The sequence below is a fragment of the Variovorax sp. GW821-FHT10C12 genome, from assembly GCF_059415405.1.
Genome location: NZ_JBWKNE010000003.1, coordinates 445,880 through 462,992, shown reverse-complemented (window position 1 = coordinate 462,992; position 17,113 = coordinate 445,880). Strand labels below are relative to the sequence as shown.

Genomic DNA, 17,113 nt, shown 5'->3' with positions numbered 1-17,113 from the left:
ATCGCCCGAAATCTTGGAAGCCCCGTGTGTTTCGTTGCAGTCGTGCAACAAAGGACTTGGACAGGTGGTTTTGCCACGATATGAAACGAAATGTGCCCGCCTTGCATCGCTGGACAGGTGCGTTCAAATAGACCCATGACTGCCCTGCTCGACCCCGCCCTGACTGCCGCCGATGCGGCTTTGCGCACGCTTTTTGCTCGATCTCACGCCACCCGGGCGCTTCCGCCCGCGATTCAGCCGCAAGGTGAATTGAGCGAGTCGGAGCGCCGCGAAGCCGGGGCGCTGATGCGTGTGAACCATGTCGGCGAGGTGTGTGCCCAGGCGCTGTACACCGCCCAGGCCGCCGTGGCACGGGACCCGGCACTGCGCGCGCACTTCCTGGAAGCCGCGCATGAAGAAACCGATCACCTGGCCTGGACCCGTCAACGGCTGGACGACCTGGGTGCCCGCCCGTCCCTCCTGAACCCGCTCTGGTATGCAGGTGCCTTCGGACTTGGCCTGATTGCCGGTCGCCTGGGCGATCCCTTGAGCCTCGGCTTTGTCGCCGAAACCGAACGGCAGGTGGAAGCGCACCTCGAAAGCCACCTGGACCGGCTGCCGCCGACCGATCACGCGTCCCGCGCCGTGGTCGAGCAGATGAAGATCGACGAAGCCCGCCATGCCACGCAAGCCGTCGACGCGGGCGCCGCGGAACTGCCGCCCCCCGCCAAGGCCCTGATGCGACTGGCGTCCCGGGTCATGACGACCGTCGCACACAGGATCTGAGGCTGCGGCGCGCCGCCACCCGGCGTTTCAGGTCTCGATCAGGTCGAAGCTGGTCGTGATTTCCGCCGTCTTCGCCAACATGATGCTGGCGGAGCAGTAGGTTTCGTGGCTCAGCGCGATCGCACGTTCCACAGCGGTGGCCGGAATGCCCTTGCCCGCCACGGTGAAGTGCATGTGGATCTTCGTGAAGACCTTGGGGTCCTTTTCGGCGCGCTCGCTGGTCAGCTTCACGCTGCAGCGTTCGACGCGATGGCGCCCCCTTTTCAATATGAGCACCACGTCGTAGGCCGTGCAACCGCCCGTGCCCGCGAGCACGGTTTCCATCGGCCGCGCAGCCAGGTTCTGGCCGCCGTTCTCGGGCTTGGCCGCATCCGGGGCGCCGTCCATCATCAGGACGTGGCCGCTGCCGGTCTCGGCCACGAAGCCCATGGCCGATCGGGTGCCTGCGTCACCGGTCCAACTTACTGTGCATTCCATGGTGTTCAGCTCCAATTGGGATGAATTCGTGCGGAAAAATGCGCACCAAACATCAACTTGTGTGTGGGAAAAGCATCGCCTACTTGTTGCATCGCAACAAAGGGTGGGTATACTCTATTTCATTGCTGCGCACTTCATGGTGTGCACCCAGTTGTCTCCTCCACCCTTCCAATTGGTGGATTTAGCCCCGAGTTGCAAAACTCGGGGCTTTTTTCTTTGTGCGTCCCATGACTGCGCCACTCTAGCCGCCACCCCCGAAAGGGCAGCTGCTCTGGCTGCCCTGGCTGTCGCCGGTGTTGCCTCGGCTCAGTCGTCCGTCACTCTGTTTGGTGTGGTCGACGCGTCGATCAGCGGCTACTCGTCCACCTCGCGTGACCTGGGCAACGGCGTCACGTACGACAAGCTGGGCTTCCCCGTCTACAACCCGTTCTATGTGAACCGCGGCAGCATCAAGGCAAGCCGCCGCGAATTGGCCCACTCGGGCTACAACTCCAGCCGCCTGGGCTTCCGTGGCACGGAAGACCTCGGTGGTGGCCTGGCCGCCAGCTTCTGGCTCGAAGCGCCGATCAGCAACGACGATGGCCAGACCGGCGTCTCGACATTCACGCGCCGTTCGACCGTGAGCCTCTCGGGCGGTTTCGGTGAAGTCCGTCTGGGTCGCGACTACACCCCGACGTTCTGGAACGACACCGTGTTCGATCCGTTCGGCACCAATGGCGTCGGCTCCAATCTGGTCAACACCGCCAATGGCGCATTCGGCGGCTTCACCGGCTATGCCGACGGCAAGAAGCTCCCCGATGCCCTCAAGAACGTTCCGCAGCTCCCCGATGCTGGTGGCAGCAACTACGTTCGCGCCGGCAACAGCATCGGCTACTTCCTGCCGCCGAACCTGGGTGGTTTCTACGGTCAAGTGATGTACGGCTTCAGCGAGAAGACCAAGTACAGCCCTGGCCTGGCTACGCCTTCCACGGACAACACGTCGCGCACCGGCCGTTACATCGGTGGCCGCTTCGGCTACGCCAACGGCCCCCTGGACGTGGCGCTGGCTTATGGCAGCAGCACCGTGGGCGATCAGTTCTACGTCGGCACGACCACCAAGGTCAACACGCTGAACCTGGGTGCTTCGTACGACTTCGGTCCCGTGAAGCTGTTCGGTGAACTGTCGCGCGCCAAGAACAAGATCGACTACGAAGTCGAGCCGTACCTCGGCGGCCGTCCCGACATCGACCTGACCGGCTACCTGCTGGGTGTGACCGTGCCGGTCGGTGCTGGCCTGATCCGCGCTTCGTACTCAAGCGTCAAGTACGACGAGAACCTGGTTGCCCGCAACCCGTGGGAAGTGCTGCCCGCCGACAAGAAGGCCAACAAGCTGGCGATCGGCTACGTGCACAACCTGTCGAAGCGCACGGCCCTGTACGCCACCGTTGCTCGCGTGAGCAACAAGAACGGCGCATCGCTGACCGTCGGCGGCCCGGGTTTCCAAGGCACCGGCAACGGCTTCACGCCGAAGACCTCGACGGGCTACGACTTCGGCATCCGTCACGCCTTCTGATCGTTCACTGTCGATTCACATGCTGGCCCACGCCAGTTTGAATCTGCAAACGCTCAAGCCGCCCGGCTCACGCCGGGCGGCTTTTTGTCCTTCTTCAACTCACCCGGCCACGCCTGCTCTGCAGCAGCCCCACATTCATTTCTCCGCTCAACACCGATGCGTAGAAGCGCTCGACCATGTTGACGCTCGTGCGTGCATTGCGCGCCAAGGTCAGCATGTCGATCCCCTGCCCATACAGGAGCCGCAACGTGATGGCGGTATGACGCAGGCAGTACAGCGTCCTCGATTGACCCAGCGGCCCCTTTTCGAGCCCCGTCTTTTCGAGCACCCAGTGAAAGAAGAAATTGAGAACCGCCAGCGCGTGCTCGCGGTTCTTCAGGTGCGGCATGAAGATGTAGTCTTCCGCCCCGCCGAAGCCATGCGTCTCGCGGTACGCGAGCAGACATTCATAGACACGAACGGCAGGTCGCAGGCTCACGATGGGCTGGCTGTGCCGCTTGGTCTCCGGCAGATTCATCCGCAGGTAGACATGCTTGCCTCGCACCACCTCGATGTGCTTGTGCTTCATGAGCTTGATGTCGCTGGGACGCACGAAGGTGTTGACCATCCAGCGGATCAGCCATGGCAGCTCGTCGGGCATGACGAGCAATTCGCGTGCGATCCAGAAACGTTCGCCGGCCGTCAGCCGGTCCAGCACCGGGTGCGAATGGCCGCGCAAGCTGCGCGCCGCCGCAATCAGCGCACGGTACTCCGCCACGCTGAAGCTGCCGCGCGGCTGACTGCGCACCTTGACCTTCGGGAACACGGGGGCCTCGCGCAATGCACCGACGTGCACGCCATGCATGACCACCTTGCGGAGCAACACGAGGTACTGCGCGATCGTCGTGCTCGTAAAGCCTTGTTCGCCGAGGTGATCGATCAGGCGCTGCACGTCCGCGGTCGCGAACACGGCCACCGGCACATCGCCCAGCAACGGAACGATGTGCGCACGCAATCTGTTGCCCATGACCTGCCATGTGGGCCGTCCGATTTCGCCGCGTTGCACGCGCGCGGCCTCGGCCTGCATCAGTCCTTTCGAAAGGTCACTGACAGAAACTGATAACAAATTCTGCCCAACTGTTAGTGAATTAGCGGGCGTATGAATCGCGGGATAGGTGCGCGCAAAAAAACCGGAATCATTTGCAGCAGGAGCCTTGCGGAATAGGTTTATGACATTTGTGTCCATGCCATTCCCCGCATGCAATACCGATGCCTCTTATGATTGATGGTTAGCAAATGAAAACTCCCTGGAAAAGATCTTGCGCAATGCACCCGTTACTGCGGCGTTAACGCCCGCCGACTATCTCAGAAAAATCCTCAATGCGCGGGTCTACGACGTGGCCGTCGAGTCCGCGTTGGAGAAGGCGCGCGCGCTCAGCGAGCGGCTCGGCAATACCGTATTGCTCAAGCGCGAGGACCAGCAACCCGTATTCAGTTTCAAACTGCGCGGTGCCTATAACAAGATGGCGCACCTGAGCAAAGCGCAATTGGCAAGCGGCGTGATTTGCGCATCGGCCGGCAATCACGCGCAAGGCGTTGCGCTCGGCGCGCGCAAGCTCGGCACGCGCGCAGTGATCGTGATGCCCGTGACCACACCGCAATTGAAGATCGATGCGGTGCGTGGTTTCGGCGGCGAGATCGTGTTGCACGGCGACAGCTATTCCGACGCCTACCTGCACGCGCTCGAATTGCAGACGCAGCAGAACCTGACCTTCGTCCATCCCTTCGACGATCCCGACGTCATCGCGGGCCAGGGCACCATCGCGATGGAAATCCTGCGCCAGCACCAGGGCCCGCTCGACGCGGTGTTCGTGGCGATCGGCGGCGGTGGTCTCATCTCCGGCGTGGCCAACTACATCAAGGCCGTGCGGCCCGAGATCAAGGTGATCGGCGTCCAGATGAACGACTCCGACGCGATGATGCAATCGGTCGCCGCGCACCAGCGCGTGAACCTGCCCGACGTCGGCCTGTTCTCCGACGGCACGGCCGTCAAGCTGGTCGGCGAGGAAACCTTCCGCATCGCGCAGAACCTGGTCGACAGCTACATCTCGGTCGATACCGATGCGGTGTGCGCCGCCATCAAGGACGTGTTCGTCGACACGCGCAGCATCGTCGAGCCGGCCGGTGCGCTGGCCGTGGCGGCCATCAAGCAGTACGCCGCCGAGCATGGCCGCCAAGGCGAGACCTACGCAGCGATCCTGTGCGGCGCGAACATGAACTTCGATCGGCTGCGCTTCGTGGCCGAGCGGGCCGAGGTCGGCGAGGAACGCGAGGCGCTGTTCGCCGTGACCATCCCCGAAGAGCGCGGCAGCTTCCGTCGCTTTTGCGAACTCATCAGCCAGCTGCCGGCCGGCGGCGCGCCGCGCAACGTGACCGAGTTCAACTACCGCATCAGCGATGCCGCCAAGGCCCACGTGTTCGTCGGTCTCACGACCTCGGCACGCGGCGAGTCGGCCACCATCGCGAAGGTCTTCATCGAACACGGCTTCGACGCGCTCGACCTCACGCACGACGAGCTCGCCAAGGAGCACCTGCGCCACCTGGTCGGCGGCCGCACGGGGCTGGCGCACGACGAGCGCCTGCTGCGCTTCGTGTTCCCCGAGCGTCCGGGTGCGCTGCTCAAGTTCCTGAGCCTGATGCGGCCGAACTGGAACATCAGCCTGTTCCACTACCGCAACCAGGGCGCCGACTACGGGCGCATCCTCGTGGGCCTGCAGGTGCCGGCCGAAGAGTCGGCCGCCTTCGACAGCTTCCTCGAAACGCTGGGCTACCCCTGTGTCGAGGAAACGGCCAACCCGGCCTACCGCCTGTTCCTTCAGGCCTGAAAAGAAAGAAGAGAAGAAGAGAGAAAGAGACCGCTGCGCTTACTGCGCAGGGGTCTGCGCCTGCGGCGGCGGCTCCATCGCGGCGCCCGCCAGTGCCGGGGGCTGCTGAGGCGGCATCACCACCGCCGGCATCGTGGCCGGCAACAGCCCGGCCGGCGCAGGTGACTGCATCGTGGGCAGACCGGCAGGCGGCGTCGGAAGTCCCATGCTCAGCGGTGCACGCACCGGCAACTGCAGCGTGAACGCCGCCGGCCCATCACGCTGGGCACCGAGCGTCGCCGCCCGCACGCCCACCGACTGCAGCACATAGCTCTCGCCGACCTTCGAGCCCACGCGGAACGGCCGCGGCGGCTTGCCGTCGATCGAGATCAGCGCCGCCCCCTGGTTCGACGGGTCTGCCACCACGCCCGACAGCGCGAAGCGGCTCGCGGCCTCCGGCGCCACGGGGGCGTTCGACGTCACCGTGACCACGCCCAGCAACCGGGCCACGGCCTCGGCATCGGCCGCCACCGGCGCGCGCGGCATCGTGGCCGCTGCCGCCACGGCATCGGCCGGCGACGCCAGCCGCAGCGCCCAGAACACCGCGGCGCCTGCGGCCAACGCCCAAAGCCCCGTCGTTGCAAGTGGGGCATGCCAGCGGGCTGCGGAGTAAGGACTTGTCATGGCCGCGGATTATCATGCAGCGCGCTTACTGCCTCATGTCCCCGCAAGCTATGAACAAACTCCTTCGTTCCGTCTCCCGCACCGCACAACGCGGCTTCACGCTGATCGAACTCATGGTGGTGCTTGTCATCATCGGCGTGCTCGCTGCGCTGATCGTGCCGAACGTGATCGAGCGCGCCGACGACGCCCGCGTCACCGCCGCCCGCACCGACATCAACAACCTGATGCAGGCGCTCAAGCTCTACCGCCTCGACAACCAGCGCTACCCGACCGCCGAGCAGGGCCTGCAGTCGCTGCTGACCCGCCCCACCGCGGGCCCGGCCGCGCCCAACTGGAAGCCCTACGTCGAGAAGCTGCCCAACGACCCCTGGGGCCATCCGTACCAGTACATGAACCCCGGCATCAAGGGCGAAATCGACGTGCTCTCCTTCGGCGCCGACGGACAGAGCGGCGGCGAGGGCAAGAATGCCGACATCGGCAGCTGGCAGTAAGCGCATCGCCCCCGGCCGCGTGGTGCTGCCACCGCCTCGCGCAGCGCGCGGCTTCACGCTGCTGGAGCTGATCGTGGTGATCGCGATCATCGCCATCGCAACCGCGGGCGTCAGCTTCGCAATGCGCGACACCAACGCCGCCGCGCTCGACCGCGAGGCCGACCGCCTCGCCGCCCTGCTCGAATCGGCCCGTGCCCAGTCGCGCGCCAGCGGCGTCATGGTGCGCTGGCGCCTCGTCGAAGGCGGCGGCTTCGTCTTCGACGGCCTGCCCGCCGACGCGCTGCCCACCGGCTGGACCCACGCCGGCATCACGGCCCAGCCCCTGCTGGGCGGCGGCACGCCGGTGGCGGCGCTGCAGCTCGGGCCCGACCCCATCATTCCGGCGCAGCAGGTCATGCTGCACAGCGAAGGCCCGCCCGCGCGCATGCTGCGCGTCGCCACCGACGGGCTGCGGCCCTTCACCGTGTTCGCCGTGCCATGAGACAACGGCTGCGGCGCACTGCACGCCACCGCGGCTTCACGCTGATCGAGGTGCTGATCGCGCTGGGCATCGTCGCGCTCGCGCTCGCGGCCGGCTCGCAGGCCACGATGTCGCTCACGCGCAATGCGCAGCGCCAGTCCGACCTCGTGCTGGCCGGCCTGTGCGCCGAAAACGAACTCGCCAAGGCGCGCCTGTCGCGGCAGATGCCGGCCGTCGGCGACTCGGGCTCCATCTGCCTGCAGGCCGGCCTCACCTTCCTAGTCACGACCACGACCGTGCCCACGCTCAATCCGAATTTCCGGCGCGTCGACGTGCAGGTGCGCGACGAAGGCAGCGCACCGCTGCTGCGCGTGTCGACCGTGGTGGGGCGCGTCTGATGACGAAGCCTTCGCGCGCACGCGGCTTCACGTTGATCGAGCTGCTGGTCGCCATCGCCGTGATGGCGCTGCTCGCCCTCGTGAGCTGGCGCGGCCTGGACAGCATGTCGCGCGCCACCACGCAGAACCAGCAGCGCGCCGACGCGGTGCTCACGCTGCAGGCCACGCTCGCGCAGTGGAGCGCCGACCTCGACGCCATCACCCTGCTCGCGCAGACCCGCCCGATCGACTGGGACGGCCGCGTGCTGCGCATGACGCGCCGCGGCAGCGACACCAGCACGCCGACCGTGCAGGTCGTCGCCTGGACGCTGCGCCCCGGCGCCGACGGCACGCGCTGGCGGCGCTGGCAGTCGGCGCCCTTCGCCACGCGCGGCGAATGGGTGCAGGCCTGGAACCTCGCAGCCGCGTGGGCGCAGGACGGCGCCGCGCCCACCGGCGGCGCCACCGATGTGGCGCTGATGCCGGTCAACAGCTGGCAGCTCGCGTACTTCCGCAACAACGCCTGGGTGCCGGCGGAGCCGCTGCCCGTCGCGGCGGCGAACCCCTCCAACCCGGCCGGCGCGCTCATCGCCATGCCCGACGGCGTGCGGCTGGTGCTGACCCTGCCGCCCGGCGACGGGCTCTCGGGCACGCTCACGCGCGACTGGGTGCGGCCGACGCTCGGGGGGCCGCGCTCATGACCGCGCCGCAACGCCATCGCGGGGCCAGCACACGCCGCCAGCGCGGCGCCGCGCTGCTCGCCGCCATGCTGACCGTGATGCTGGTCGCCACGTTCTCTGCCGCCGCACTCTGGCAGCAATGGCGCTCGGCCGAAGTCGAAGGCGCCGAGCGCGCGCGCGTGCAGGCGTCCTGGGTGCTGATCGGCGCGCTCGACTGGTCGCGCCTGATCCTCGGCGAAGACGGCCGCGCCGGCGGCCCTGACCACCTCGGCGAGCCCTGGGCCGTGCCGCTCGAAGAGGCCCGCCTCACCAGCTTCCTGTCAGCCGAGAAGAACGTGGCGAGCGACAACCTCGAAGGCCTGCCCGACGCCTTCCTGTCGGGCCGCATCGTCGATGCGCAGTCCAAGCTCAACGTGCTGTCGCTGGTGGACGCCGGCAAGCCGGTGCCGGCCAGCGTCGCGACCTTCACACGCCTCTTCAACCTGCTGGGCCTGCCGGCCGGCGAGCTGACCCAGATGACCGCGCGGCTCGCGAGCGCGCTGCACACCGGCAGCACCGACGCCGGATCGAGTGGTGGCAGCAGCGATGCCGGCGCCGACACCGGCGCCAGCCCCCTGATGCCACAGGAAGTCGCGCAACTGGTATGGCTCGGCCTCTCGCCCGCCACCGCCGCTGCCCTCGAGCCCTACGTGACGATCCTGCCGGAGCGCACCACGCTCAACCTCAACACGGCCAGCGCCGAGGCCATCAGCGCGAGCGTCGAATCGCTGGGCATCGCCAGCGCGCGCCAGCTGGTGGAGCGGCGCACGCGCTCCTTCTTCAAGAACATCGAGGAAGCCAACGCCGGCCTGCCCAGCGGCGGCTCGCGCTTCAACGCGGCCCAGCACGGCGTGGGCACCCAGTATTTCGAGGTGTACGGCCGGCTGCGGCTGGACCGCACCTGGGTCGAGGAGCACTCGCTGCTTTTTCGCAAGGGCCTGGCCGTGACCACCGTCTGGCGCACCCGTGGCGCGGGCGCCACCATGCCCCCGGCAAAACCCTGACGCCGCTTTCCTTTTCTCTGATCAAAACACCGTCAAACGCACGTAGTCTCTGCAAGATATGCTATTCAAACAATAGCAACAACTTGTAAGCCACCCTCCTACAATCACCGGCTTTTCCGACACCCCCCACATGACCCCGCTGCTGCTCATTGCTCCCCTCCCTCCGGCCGATGCCGCGGGTGAGTACGACTGGGCCCAGGCCGGTGAGGACGGCATCGCGCTGCGCGACCAGGGCCGTGCGCTGCTGACGTTGCTGCCGTCGGGCCCCGAAGTCACGCTCGGCATTCCGTCCTCGGCGCTGTCGTGGCACCGCGTCACGCTGCCCAAGGGCAGCATGGGCAGCACCTCGAAGCTGCGCGCCGTGCTCGACGGCCTGCTCGAAGAACACCTGCTCGACGACCCGGAAGCCCTGCACTTCGCGCTCGCGCCCGACGCCAAGGCCGGCGAGCCGGTGTGGGTCGTGGCCTGCAACCGCATCTGGCTGCGCAGCGTCGTGCAGGGGCTCGAAGCCGCCGGCCGGCGCGTCGTGCGCATCGTTCCCGAATTCACGCCGCAGCCGGCCGACGCGCCGCCGCTGCTGCAGGTCACGGGCGAGCCCGAGGCGCCGCAGCTCACGGTCTGCGACGGCGACGGCGTGGTCTCGCTGCCGCTGGCCGGCGCGGGCCTGGCCCTGTCGAACGGCCTGCCGCTGGACACCGCCGTCATCACCACCGAACCCGCCGTCGCCGAAGCGGCCGAGCACCTGCTGCAACGCCGTGTGCCGATCGTGCAGGCGCCGCAGCGCTGGCTGCACGCCACGCGCACGCCCTGGGAACTCGCGCAGTTCGACCTGGCCGTGACGGGCCGCGCGCGCGCCGGCAAGAAGTTCGCCTCGGTGCTGCAGACCCTGCGTTTCGCGCCCGAATGGCGCGCTGCGCGCTGGGGCATCGTGGTGCTGCTGCTGACCCAGCTCATCGGCCTGAACGCCTGGGCCTGGAAGGAGCGCAACGCGCTCGAGTCCAAGCGCCAGGCCACGCGCGCCATCCTGACGCAGACCTTTCCCTCGGTGAAGATCGTGGTCGACGCGCCGCTGCAGATGGGCCGCGAAGTCGCCGCGCTGCAACAGGCCGTCGGCGACGTGGCGCCGAGCGATTTCGAACCCATGGTCGGCGCCATCGCCGCCGCCCTGCCGCCCGGCCGCTCCCCCAGCGCCATCGACTTCAGCGCCGGCCAGCTGCGCCTGCGCGGCCTCGGGCTGCAGCCGCAGGAGGTCACGCAGATCACCGCCGCGCTGTCGCCGCGCGGCTACCAGGTGCGCACCGAAGGCGACCTGCTGCTGGTACAGGCCGAGGCCAACCGATGAACTTCAGCGAACAACTCAAGGCCCGCTGGGCCGCCCTCGGGATGCGCGAGCGCCGCCTCGTCATCGGCGCCGTCGCGCTGGTGGCACTGGCCTTGCTCTGGTGGATTGCGCTCGCCCCCGCGCTGCGCACGCTGGCCGCGGCACCGGCCGAACACGCACGGCTCGACGCCCAGCTCCAGCAGATGGCCACCTTGCAGAACCGCGCGAAGGCGCTGCAGTCGCAACCGCGCCTGGCGCGCGACGACGCCCTGCGCGCGCTCGAAAGCTCGGTGCGCGACGGCCTCGGCGTCACGAACGCCCAGCTCATGACGGCCGGTGGCGATGGCGCCGCCACCGTCACGTTGCGCGGCGCGCCCGCCCAGAACCTGGCGCAATGGCTCGCACAAGCGCGCGGCAATGCCCACGCCGTGCCGCGCGAAGTGCACCTGACGCGCGCGCCCATCGCACCGCCGCCGCCAGGCGCCAAGCCCGCGCCCGCCACGCCCGACCAACCTCCGCAACCCCGCTGGGACGGCACGCTCGTGATGGCGCTGCCCGCCCCGCGCTGAAGCCCCCACGCACCGCACGGCATGGCGAGACGCCCCCCGGTCCCCGACCTCCAGCCGCGCCGCGGCAGCTGGCGCTGGGCCGTGCTCGGCGCCGTCACCGGCGTGCTGGTCGCGGTCGTGCTGTTCGCGCCGGCGCGCTGGCTGGCATCGGCACTCTCAGGCTGGACGCAAGGGCGCCTGCTGCTGGTCAACCCGCGCGGCACGGTCTGGAACGGCACCGCCGCCGTCGTGTTCGCCAGCGGCGCGGGCGGCACGCAGGCCGTCTCTCTGCCGGGCCTCTTGAACTGGCGCATGTGGCCGAACTGGCGCGGCCTGTCGGCGCGCCTCGACCTCTCCTGCTGCGCGGCGCAACCGCTCGGCCTGCAGGCCAGCCCGCGCGCCAACGGCCTGCAGCTCGTCTGGCAGGACGCCCGCTCGCGCTGGCCCGCCACGCTGCTCACCGGCCTGGGTGCGCCCTGGAACACGCTCAAGCTCGAAGGCGCGCTCGACCTCAACACCCGCGCTTTCGCCATGCAGTGGGACGGCCCCGCATTGCGCATCGAAGGCCAGGCCACGCTCGACGCCACCGATGTGTCATCCGCCCTGTCGACCTTGCGGCCGATGGGCAGTTACCGCCTGTCGCTCGAAGGCGGCACGCGCCCCACGCTGCTGCTGAGCACGCGCGAAGGCAGCCTCGAACTGAACGGCAGCGGCGACTGGAGCGGCACCGCGTTGCGCTTCAACGGCGAAGCCAGCGCGGCACCGGGCCGCGAAGACGCACTTTCCAATTTGTTGAACATCATCGGGCGGCGCGACGGTGCGCGCTCGATCATCACCCTGGGTTGATCCAACCATGAAGAAGCCTCTGTCCTCGTCCGGCGCCCGCCCCGGCCTCGTCGCGCTCGCGGTACGCCTGCTGATCGCGGCGTCTCTCGTGCCGGTCTTGCCGGCCGCCTACGCACAGACCGGCGACGCCCCGCGGCGCGGCGAACCGATCACGCTCAACTTTGCCGCCGCCGACATCGAGGCCGTGGCCCGCACCATGGCCGTGGTCACCGGGCGCGACGTGGTGGTCGACCCGCGCGTCAAGGGCACCATGAACCTGGTCACCGACCGCCCGCTGGCGCCGGCCGCCGCCTTCAACCAGTTTGCCGCCGCGCTGCGCCTGCAGGGCTTCGCGGTGGTCGAGGCCGACGGCCTCTACAAGGTAGTGCCCGAGGCCGACGCCAAGCTGCAGACCAGCACCGTCAACACCTCCATCGGCGGCGCCAGCTCGGCCGCGGGCAACCAGATCGTCACGCAGATCTTTCGCCTGAACTACGAGTCGGCCAACAGCCTGCTGCCGGTGCTGCGCCCGCTGATTCCGCCGAACAACACCATCAACGTGAACCCGGGCAACAACTCGCTCGTGATCACCGACTACGCCGACAACATGCGCCGGCTGGCGCGCATCATCGCGTCGCTCGACGTGCCCAACGCGTCCGACATCGAAGTCATCCAGCTCAAGCACTCGGTCGCCACCGACATGGTGCCGCTGGTCACGCGGCTGGTCGAAGGCGGCGGTGCGGGTGCGCCGGGCGCGGCCGCACCGGGCGGTGCCGACGCCTCGTTCCGCACCACGCTGATGGCCGACCCGCGCAGCAACTCGCTGATTCTTCGCGCCGCCAACCCCGCGCGCGCGCAGCTCGTGCGCACGCTGGTCGAGAAGCTCGACCGTGCGCCGGCCGAAAGCAGCAACGGCGCGGCCGGCAACATCTACGTGGTCTACCTGAAGAACGCCGACGCGGTGCGCCTGGCCGCCACGCTGCGCGCCGCGATGGCCGCGAGCCAGCAGCAGTCGCAGGTGCCGGGCGCGCCCGGGGCCGCGGGCAGCGCGGGTTCGTCGGTGCCGCCGGCCAGCATGCCGATGACGCAGGCCGGCTTCGGCGGCAACAACAGCCAGGGCGGCGGTTCGGCCGCGGCCAACGCGCCGCTGAACAACGCCAACCAACCGTCCACCGGCGGCCAGATCCAGGCCGACCCGAGCACCAACTCGCTGATCATCACCGCGCCCGAGCCGCAGTACCGCCAGATGCGCGCCGTGATCGACAAGCTCGACGGCCGCCGCGCACAGGTGATGATCGAGGCGCTCATCGTCGAGGTCAGCGCCAAGAAGGCCGCCAACTTCGGCGTGCAGTGGCAAAGCGCGCTGGGCAACAACGCCGTCATCGGCACCAACTCCAGCCTGGCCAGCGCCAACATCCTGGCGCTGACGCAGGCGCTGGCTACGCGCGACGTGGCCGGCATCCGCCCCTCCACCGGCCTGAACCTGGGCATTGCCGGCAAGATCGGCGGCCAGTACATCCTGGGCGCCATCGCCAACTTCTTCAACAGCGACGGCGACGCCAACGTGCTGTCCACGCCCAACCTGCTGACGCTGGACAACGAAGAAGCCAAGATCGTCATCGGCCAGAACGTGCCCTTCGTGACCGGCCAGTACGCCAGCACCTCGGGCTCGGTCGGCATCAACCCGTTCACCACGGTGGAGCGCAAGGACGTGGGCCTCACGCTGCGCGTGCGTCCGACCATCAACGAGAACGGCACCGTGAAGATGACGATCTTCCAGGAGACCTCCACGGTCGACCAGAACACGGCCAAGGACCCCAACGGCCCGACCACCAACAAGCGCTCCATCGAGTCGAGCGTGCTGGTGGAAGACGGCGGCCTCGTGATGCTCGGCGGCCTGCTGTCGGACAACTACGGCAACACCGTCGAGAAGGTGCCCGTGGCCGGCGACATCCCCGTGCTCGGCAACCTGTTCAAGAACGAGGTGCGCACGCGCGACAAGAGCAACCTCATGATGTTCCTGCGCCCCGCCGTGATGCGCGACGGCGCCTCCACCGAAGCTTTTGCCTACGACCGCTACGACGAGATCCGCGGCATGCAGCAGCGCACGCAGCCCAACACCGACAACATCATGCTGCGCGGTGTCGACTCGGCGCCCGTGCTGCCCGAGGCGCCGCTGGTGCGCATCAACCGCCTGAACAGCAACGACAGCGGCAAGAAGACCAGCGAGACCCGCATGGAAGGCACGCAGCTGATCCCGCCGCCGCGCCCCGCCACCGACAACCGCCGGCTCGCGCCCAGCCCGCTGCGCGGCGCGCTGCCGCCCACCGCCGACCCGACCAGCTCGCGCGAGCTGCCCTGAGCCCCGTCCCGCACACGCCCGCCACCCATGCGCTACCCCCTGCCCTACGCGTTCGCACGCAGCCAGCAACTGCTGCTCGAAGCCACGGACGACGGCCGCCACACGCTGTGGATGTCTTCCCACCCGGCACGCAGCGCGGTCGGTGAAGTGACCCGCAAGTACGGCGTGCAGGCCTTCGAGGTGCTCGACGACGGCCCGCTCGCCCAGCGCATCAGCGCCGCCTACGCCCAGGGCGAATCGAGCGCCGCCGCGGTGGTCAGCGAAGTGCAGAACGACGCCGACCTCTCGCGCATGATGCAGGAGCTGCCCGCGGTCGAAGACCTGCTGGCCAGCGCCGGCGACGCGCCCATCATCCGCATGCTCAACGCGCTGCTCACGCAGGCCGCGCGCGACGGCGCCAGCGACATCCACATCGAGCCCTACGAGCGCACGTCGTCCGTGCGCTTTCGCATCGACGGCACGCTGCGCGAAGTGGTGCAGCCCAACCGCGCACTGCACGCCGCGCTGATCTCGCGCCTGAAGATCATGGCCGACCTCGACATCTCCGAGAAGCGGCTGCCGCAGGACGGGCGCATCAGCCTGCGCATCGGCACGCGCGCGGTCGACGTGCGGGTGTCGACGCTGCCCAGCGCACACGGCGAACGCGCCGTGCTGCGCCTCCTGGACAAGAGCGAATCGAAGCTCACGCTCGAATCGGTCGGCATGCAGGGCGATTCGCTGGCGCGCTTCGAAAAGCTCATTGCGCAGCCGCACGGCATCATCCTCGTGACCGGCCCCACCGGCTCGGGCAAGACCACCACGCTGTACGCCGCGCTGGCCCGCCTCGACGCGAGCCGTAGCAACATCATGACGGTCGAAGACCCCATCGAGTACGAGCTGCCGGGCGTGGGCCAGACGCAGATCAACGCAAAGATCGAACTCACCTTCGCCAAGGCCCTGCGCGCCATCCTGCGGCAAGACCCCGACGTGATCATGATCGGCGAAATCCGCGACTTCGAAACCGCGCAGATCGCCATCCAGGCCTCGCTCACCGGCCACCTCGTGCTGGCCACGCTGCACACCAACGACTCGGTGAGCGCCGTCACGCGCCTGACCGACATGGGCGTGGAGCCCTTCCTCCTGAGCTCGTCGCTGCTCGGCGTGCTGGCCCAGCGCCTCGTGCGCAAGGTCTGCACGGCCTGCGGCGGCGCGGGCTGCGAGGCCTGCGGCCAGACCGGCTACCAGGGCCGCACCGGCATCTTCGAGCTGCTCGTGGCCGACGACGAAGTGCAGGCCCTCATCCACGGCAAGGCCGCCGAGAGCGCGCTGTTCGAAGCCGGCGCGCGCGGCGGCCTGCGCTCCATGCGCGAAGACGGCGAACGGCTGGTGCAGGCCGGCATCACCTCGCGCGCCGAACTGCTGCGCGTCACCCGCGAGTAGCGACCCGCGATGCCCGCCTATTCCTTCGAAGCCATCGATGCCAGCGGCCAGTCGCGCGAAGGCGTGCTCGAGGCCGACACCGCACGCGCCGCACGCGGCCTGCTGCGGGCGCAGGCGCTCATCCCGCTGTCGGTCAAGCCGGTCGGCAGCGGCGATGCGGCCGGTGGTGGCGGCGCCGGGAGCAACGCGCTCACGCGCTGGCTCGGCGGCGGCAAGCGGGTCTTCAACTCGACGAACCTCGCCGTGTGGACACGCCAGCTCGCCGGCCTCATCTCGGCCGGCCTGCCGCTGGAACGCGCGCTCACGGCCCTCACCGACGAGGCCGAATCGGAACCGCAGCGCAACCTCGTCGCCTCGCTGCGCGCCGAGGTCAACGCGGGCTCGCCCTTCGCGCGCGCGCTGTCGGCGCACCCGCGTGAGTTCTCGCCCATCTACACCGCCGTCATCGGCGCCGGCGAACAGAGCGGCAACCTCGGGCTGGTGCTCGAACGCCTCGCCGACGACCTCGAAGAGCGCCAGGTGCTGCAGCAGAAGCTGATCGGCGCCGCGCTGTACCCGGCCATCGTCACGCTGGTGGCGATCGTGATCGTGATCTTCCTCGTGAGCTATGTGGTGCCGCAGGTGGCGCAGGTGTTCGCGGGCACCAAGCGCTCGCTGCCCTTCCTCACGACCGTGATGCTGTCGCTGAGCGCGGCCGTGCGCAACTATGGCTGGTGGATGCTGGGCGCCATCGTGCTCGCGGCCGTCGGTGTGCGCGTCGCGCTGGCGCAGGAAGCCTTCCGTCTCAAGTTCGATGCCGCCTGGCTCAAGCTGCCGCTGGTCGGCAAGCTCGCGCGCGGCTACAACGCGGCGCGCTTTGCGAGCACCCTCGCCATGCTGGCCACGGCCGGCGTGCCGATCCTGCGCGCGCTGCAGGCGGCCTCCGAGACGCTGGGCAACCGCGCCATGCGCGCCGACGCGCTCGACGCACTGGTGCTGGTGCGCGAAGGTGCGCCGCTGGCCTCCGCGCTGGCGCAGAAGAAACGCTTTCCCGGGCTGGTGTCGATGTTCGCGCGACTGGGCGAGCAGACCGGCACGCTGCCCGTGATGCTGCAGCGCGCCGCCAACCAGCTGGGCGCCGAAGTGCAGCGCCGCGCCATGCACCTGGCCACCATCCTGGAGCCGCTGCTCATCGTCGCCATGGGCGGCGTGGTGATGCTCATCGTGCTGGCCGTCATGCTGCCTATCATCCAGCTCAATCAGTTCGTCAAGTGACGACGGACGGGG

General features: G+C 68.6%; 17 protein-coding genes. 14 read left to right on the top strand and 3 right to left on the bottom strand.

The annotated features are described in order from the left end of the window. The first annotated feature begins 135 nt into the window (after nucleotides 1–135). Nucleotides 136–765 carry a 2-polyprenyl-3-methyl-6-methoxy-1,4-benzoquinone monooxygenase gene (gene coq7, locus AC07OH_RS18650; protein WP_495301693.1) on the top strand — a complete coding sequence of 210 codons (630 nt, stop codon included), beginning with the start codon at nucleotides 136–138 and terminating at the stop codon, nucleotides 763–765. A 27-nt stretch (nucleotides 766–792) separates the two neighbouring features. Here coq7 and AC07OH_RS18645 read toward each other — a convergent pair whose 3' ends face one another. Beyond that, complete coding sequence (locus AC07OH_RS18645; RefSeq protein WP_062472691.1) at nucleotides 793–1,242, bottom strand: OsmC family protein; 450 nt, start codon at nucleotides 1,240–1,242, stop codon at nucleotides 793–795. A 271-nt stretch (nucleotides 1,243–1,513) separates the two neighbouring features. Here AC07OH_RS18645 and AC07OH_RS18640 point away from each other — a divergent pair, with 271 nt between their 5' ends. Further along, nucleotides 1,514–2,794, top strand: coding sequence for a porin (locus AC07OH_RS18640; RefSeq protein ID WP_495301790.1), 1,281 nt, complete (start codon nucleotides 1,514–1,516; stop codon nucleotides 2,792–2,794). A 94-nt stretch (nucleotides 2,795–2,888) separates the two neighbouring features. Here AC07OH_RS18640 and AC07OH_RS18635 read toward each other — a convergent pair whose 3' ends face one another. Further along, a complete protein-coding gene (locus AC07OH_RS18635) occupies nucleotides 2,889–4,019 on the bottom strand; it encodes a site-specific integrase (protein WP_495301692.1) in 1,131 nt (376 codons plus the stop codon). A 73-nt stretch (nucleotides 4,020–4,092) separates the two neighbouring features. Here AC07OH_RS18635 and ilvA point away from each other — a divergent pair, with 73 nt between their 5' ends. After that, nucleotides 4,093–5,658 (top strand): threonine ammonia-lyase, biosynthetic, encoded by a 1,566-nt coding sequence (gene ilvA, locus AC07OH_RS18630; RefSeq protein ID WP_253252430.1) that lies wholly within the window; start codon nucleotides 4,093–4,095, stop codon nucleotides 5,656–5,658. Between the two features lie 39 nt (nucleotides 5,659–5,697). Here the strand turns inward: ilvA and AC07OH_RS18625 are convergent, their stop codons facing one another. Further along, complete coding sequence (locus tag AC07OH_RS18625; RefSeq protein ID WP_492679487.1) at nucleotides 5,698–6,321, bottom strand: type II secretion system protein N; 624 nt, start codon at nucleotides 6,319–6,321, stop codon at nucleotides 5,698–5,700. 50 nt (nucleotides 6,322–6,371) lie between these two features. Here AC07OH_RS18625 and gspG point away from each other — a divergent pair, with 50 nt between their 5' ends. The 11 genes from gspG (at nucleotide 6,372) to gspF (ending at nucleotide 17,101) form a co-directional block, all read left to right on the top strand. After that, on the top strand, nucleotides 6,372–6,812 hold the full coding sequence (gene gspG / locus AC07OH_RS18620) for a type II secretion system major pseudopilin GspG (RefSeq protein ID WP_056573020.1): 441 nt from the start codon (nucleotides 6,372–6,374) through the stop codon (nucleotides 6,810–6,812). After that, entirely contained in the window at nucleotides 6,787–7,293 is a 507-nt protein-coding gene (locus AC07OH_RS18615; RefSeq protein ID WP_489059087.1) for a prepilin-type N-terminal cleavage/methylation domain-containing protein, read from the top strand. Before gspG ends, AC07OH_RS18615 begins: the two co-directional genes overlap by 26 nt. Further along, nucleotides 7,290–7,670, top strand: a complete 381-nt coding sequence (gene gspI / locus AC07OH_RS18610; protein ID WP_489059089.1) for a type II secretion system minor pseudopilin GspI — start codon at nucleotides 7,290–7,292, stop codon at nucleotides 7,668–7,670. Before AC07OH_RS18615 ends, gspI begins: the two co-directional genes overlap by 4 nt. Next, entirely contained in the window at nucleotides 7,670–8,350 is a 681-nt protein-coding gene (locus AC07OH_RS18605) for a PulJ/GspJ family protein (protein ID WP_159273966.1), read from the top strand. Before gspI ends, AC07OH_RS18605 begins: the two co-directional genes overlap by 1 nt. Further along, a complete protein-coding gene (gene gspK / locus AC07OH_RS18600) occupies nucleotides 8,347–9,372 on the top strand; it encodes a type II secretion system minor pseudopilin GspK (protein ID WP_495301691.1) in 1,026 nt (341 codons plus the stop codon). The genes AC07OH_RS18605 and gspK overlap by 4 nt, the downstream gene beginning before the upstream one ends. Nucleotides 9,373–9,502: 130 nt before the next feature. Beyond that, nucleotides 9,503–10,714 carry a type II secretion system protein GspL gene (gspL, locus tag AC07OH_RS18595; protein WP_495301690.1) on the top strand — a complete coding sequence of 404 codons (1,212 nt, stop codon included), beginning with the start codon at nucleotides 9,503–9,505 and terminating at the stop codon, nucleotides 10,712–10,714. After that, the gene (locus AC07OH_RS18590; protein WP_495301689.1) at nucleotides 10,711–11,262 is read left to right on the top strand and encodes a type II secretion system protein M; all 552 of its coding nucleotides are present in this window, start codon (nucleotides 10,711–10,713) and stop codon (nucleotides 11,260–11,262) included. Before gspL ends, AC07OH_RS18590 begins: the two co-directional genes overlap by 4 nt. A gap of 21 nt (nucleotides 11,263–11,283) precedes the next feature. After that, on the top strand, nucleotides 11,284–12,087 hold the full coding sequence (gene gspN / locus AC07OH_RS18585) for a type II secretion system protein N (protein ID WP_495301688.1): 804 nt from the start codon (nucleotides 11,284–11,286) through the stop codon (nucleotides 12,085–12,087). Nucleotides 12,088–12,094: 7 nt separating this feature from the next. Continuing rightward, on the top strand, nucleotides 12,095–14,428 hold the full coding sequence (gspD, locus tag AC07OH_RS18580; RefSeq protein WP_495301687.1) for a type II secretion system secretin GspD: 2,334 nt from the start codon (nucleotides 12,095–12,097) through the stop codon (nucleotides 14,426–14,428). A 27-nt stretch (nucleotides 14,429–14,455) separates the two neighbouring features. Further along, nucleotides 14,456–15,847: a GspE/PulE family protein gene (locus tag AC07OH_RS18575; protein WP_062472610.1), complete on the top strand. Its 1,392-nt coding sequence runs from the start codon at nucleotides 14,456–14,458 to the stop codon at nucleotides 15,845–15,847. A 9-nt stretch (nucleotides 15,848–15,856) separates the two neighbouring features. Next, on the top strand, nucleotides 15,857–17,101 hold the full coding sequence (gene gspF, locus AC07OH_RS18570; protein ID WP_495301686.1) for a type II secretion system inner membrane protein GspF: 1,245 nt from the start codon (nucleotides 15,857–15,859) through the stop codon (nucleotides 17,099–17,101). Nucleotides 17,102–17,113: the final 12 nt, after the last annotated feature.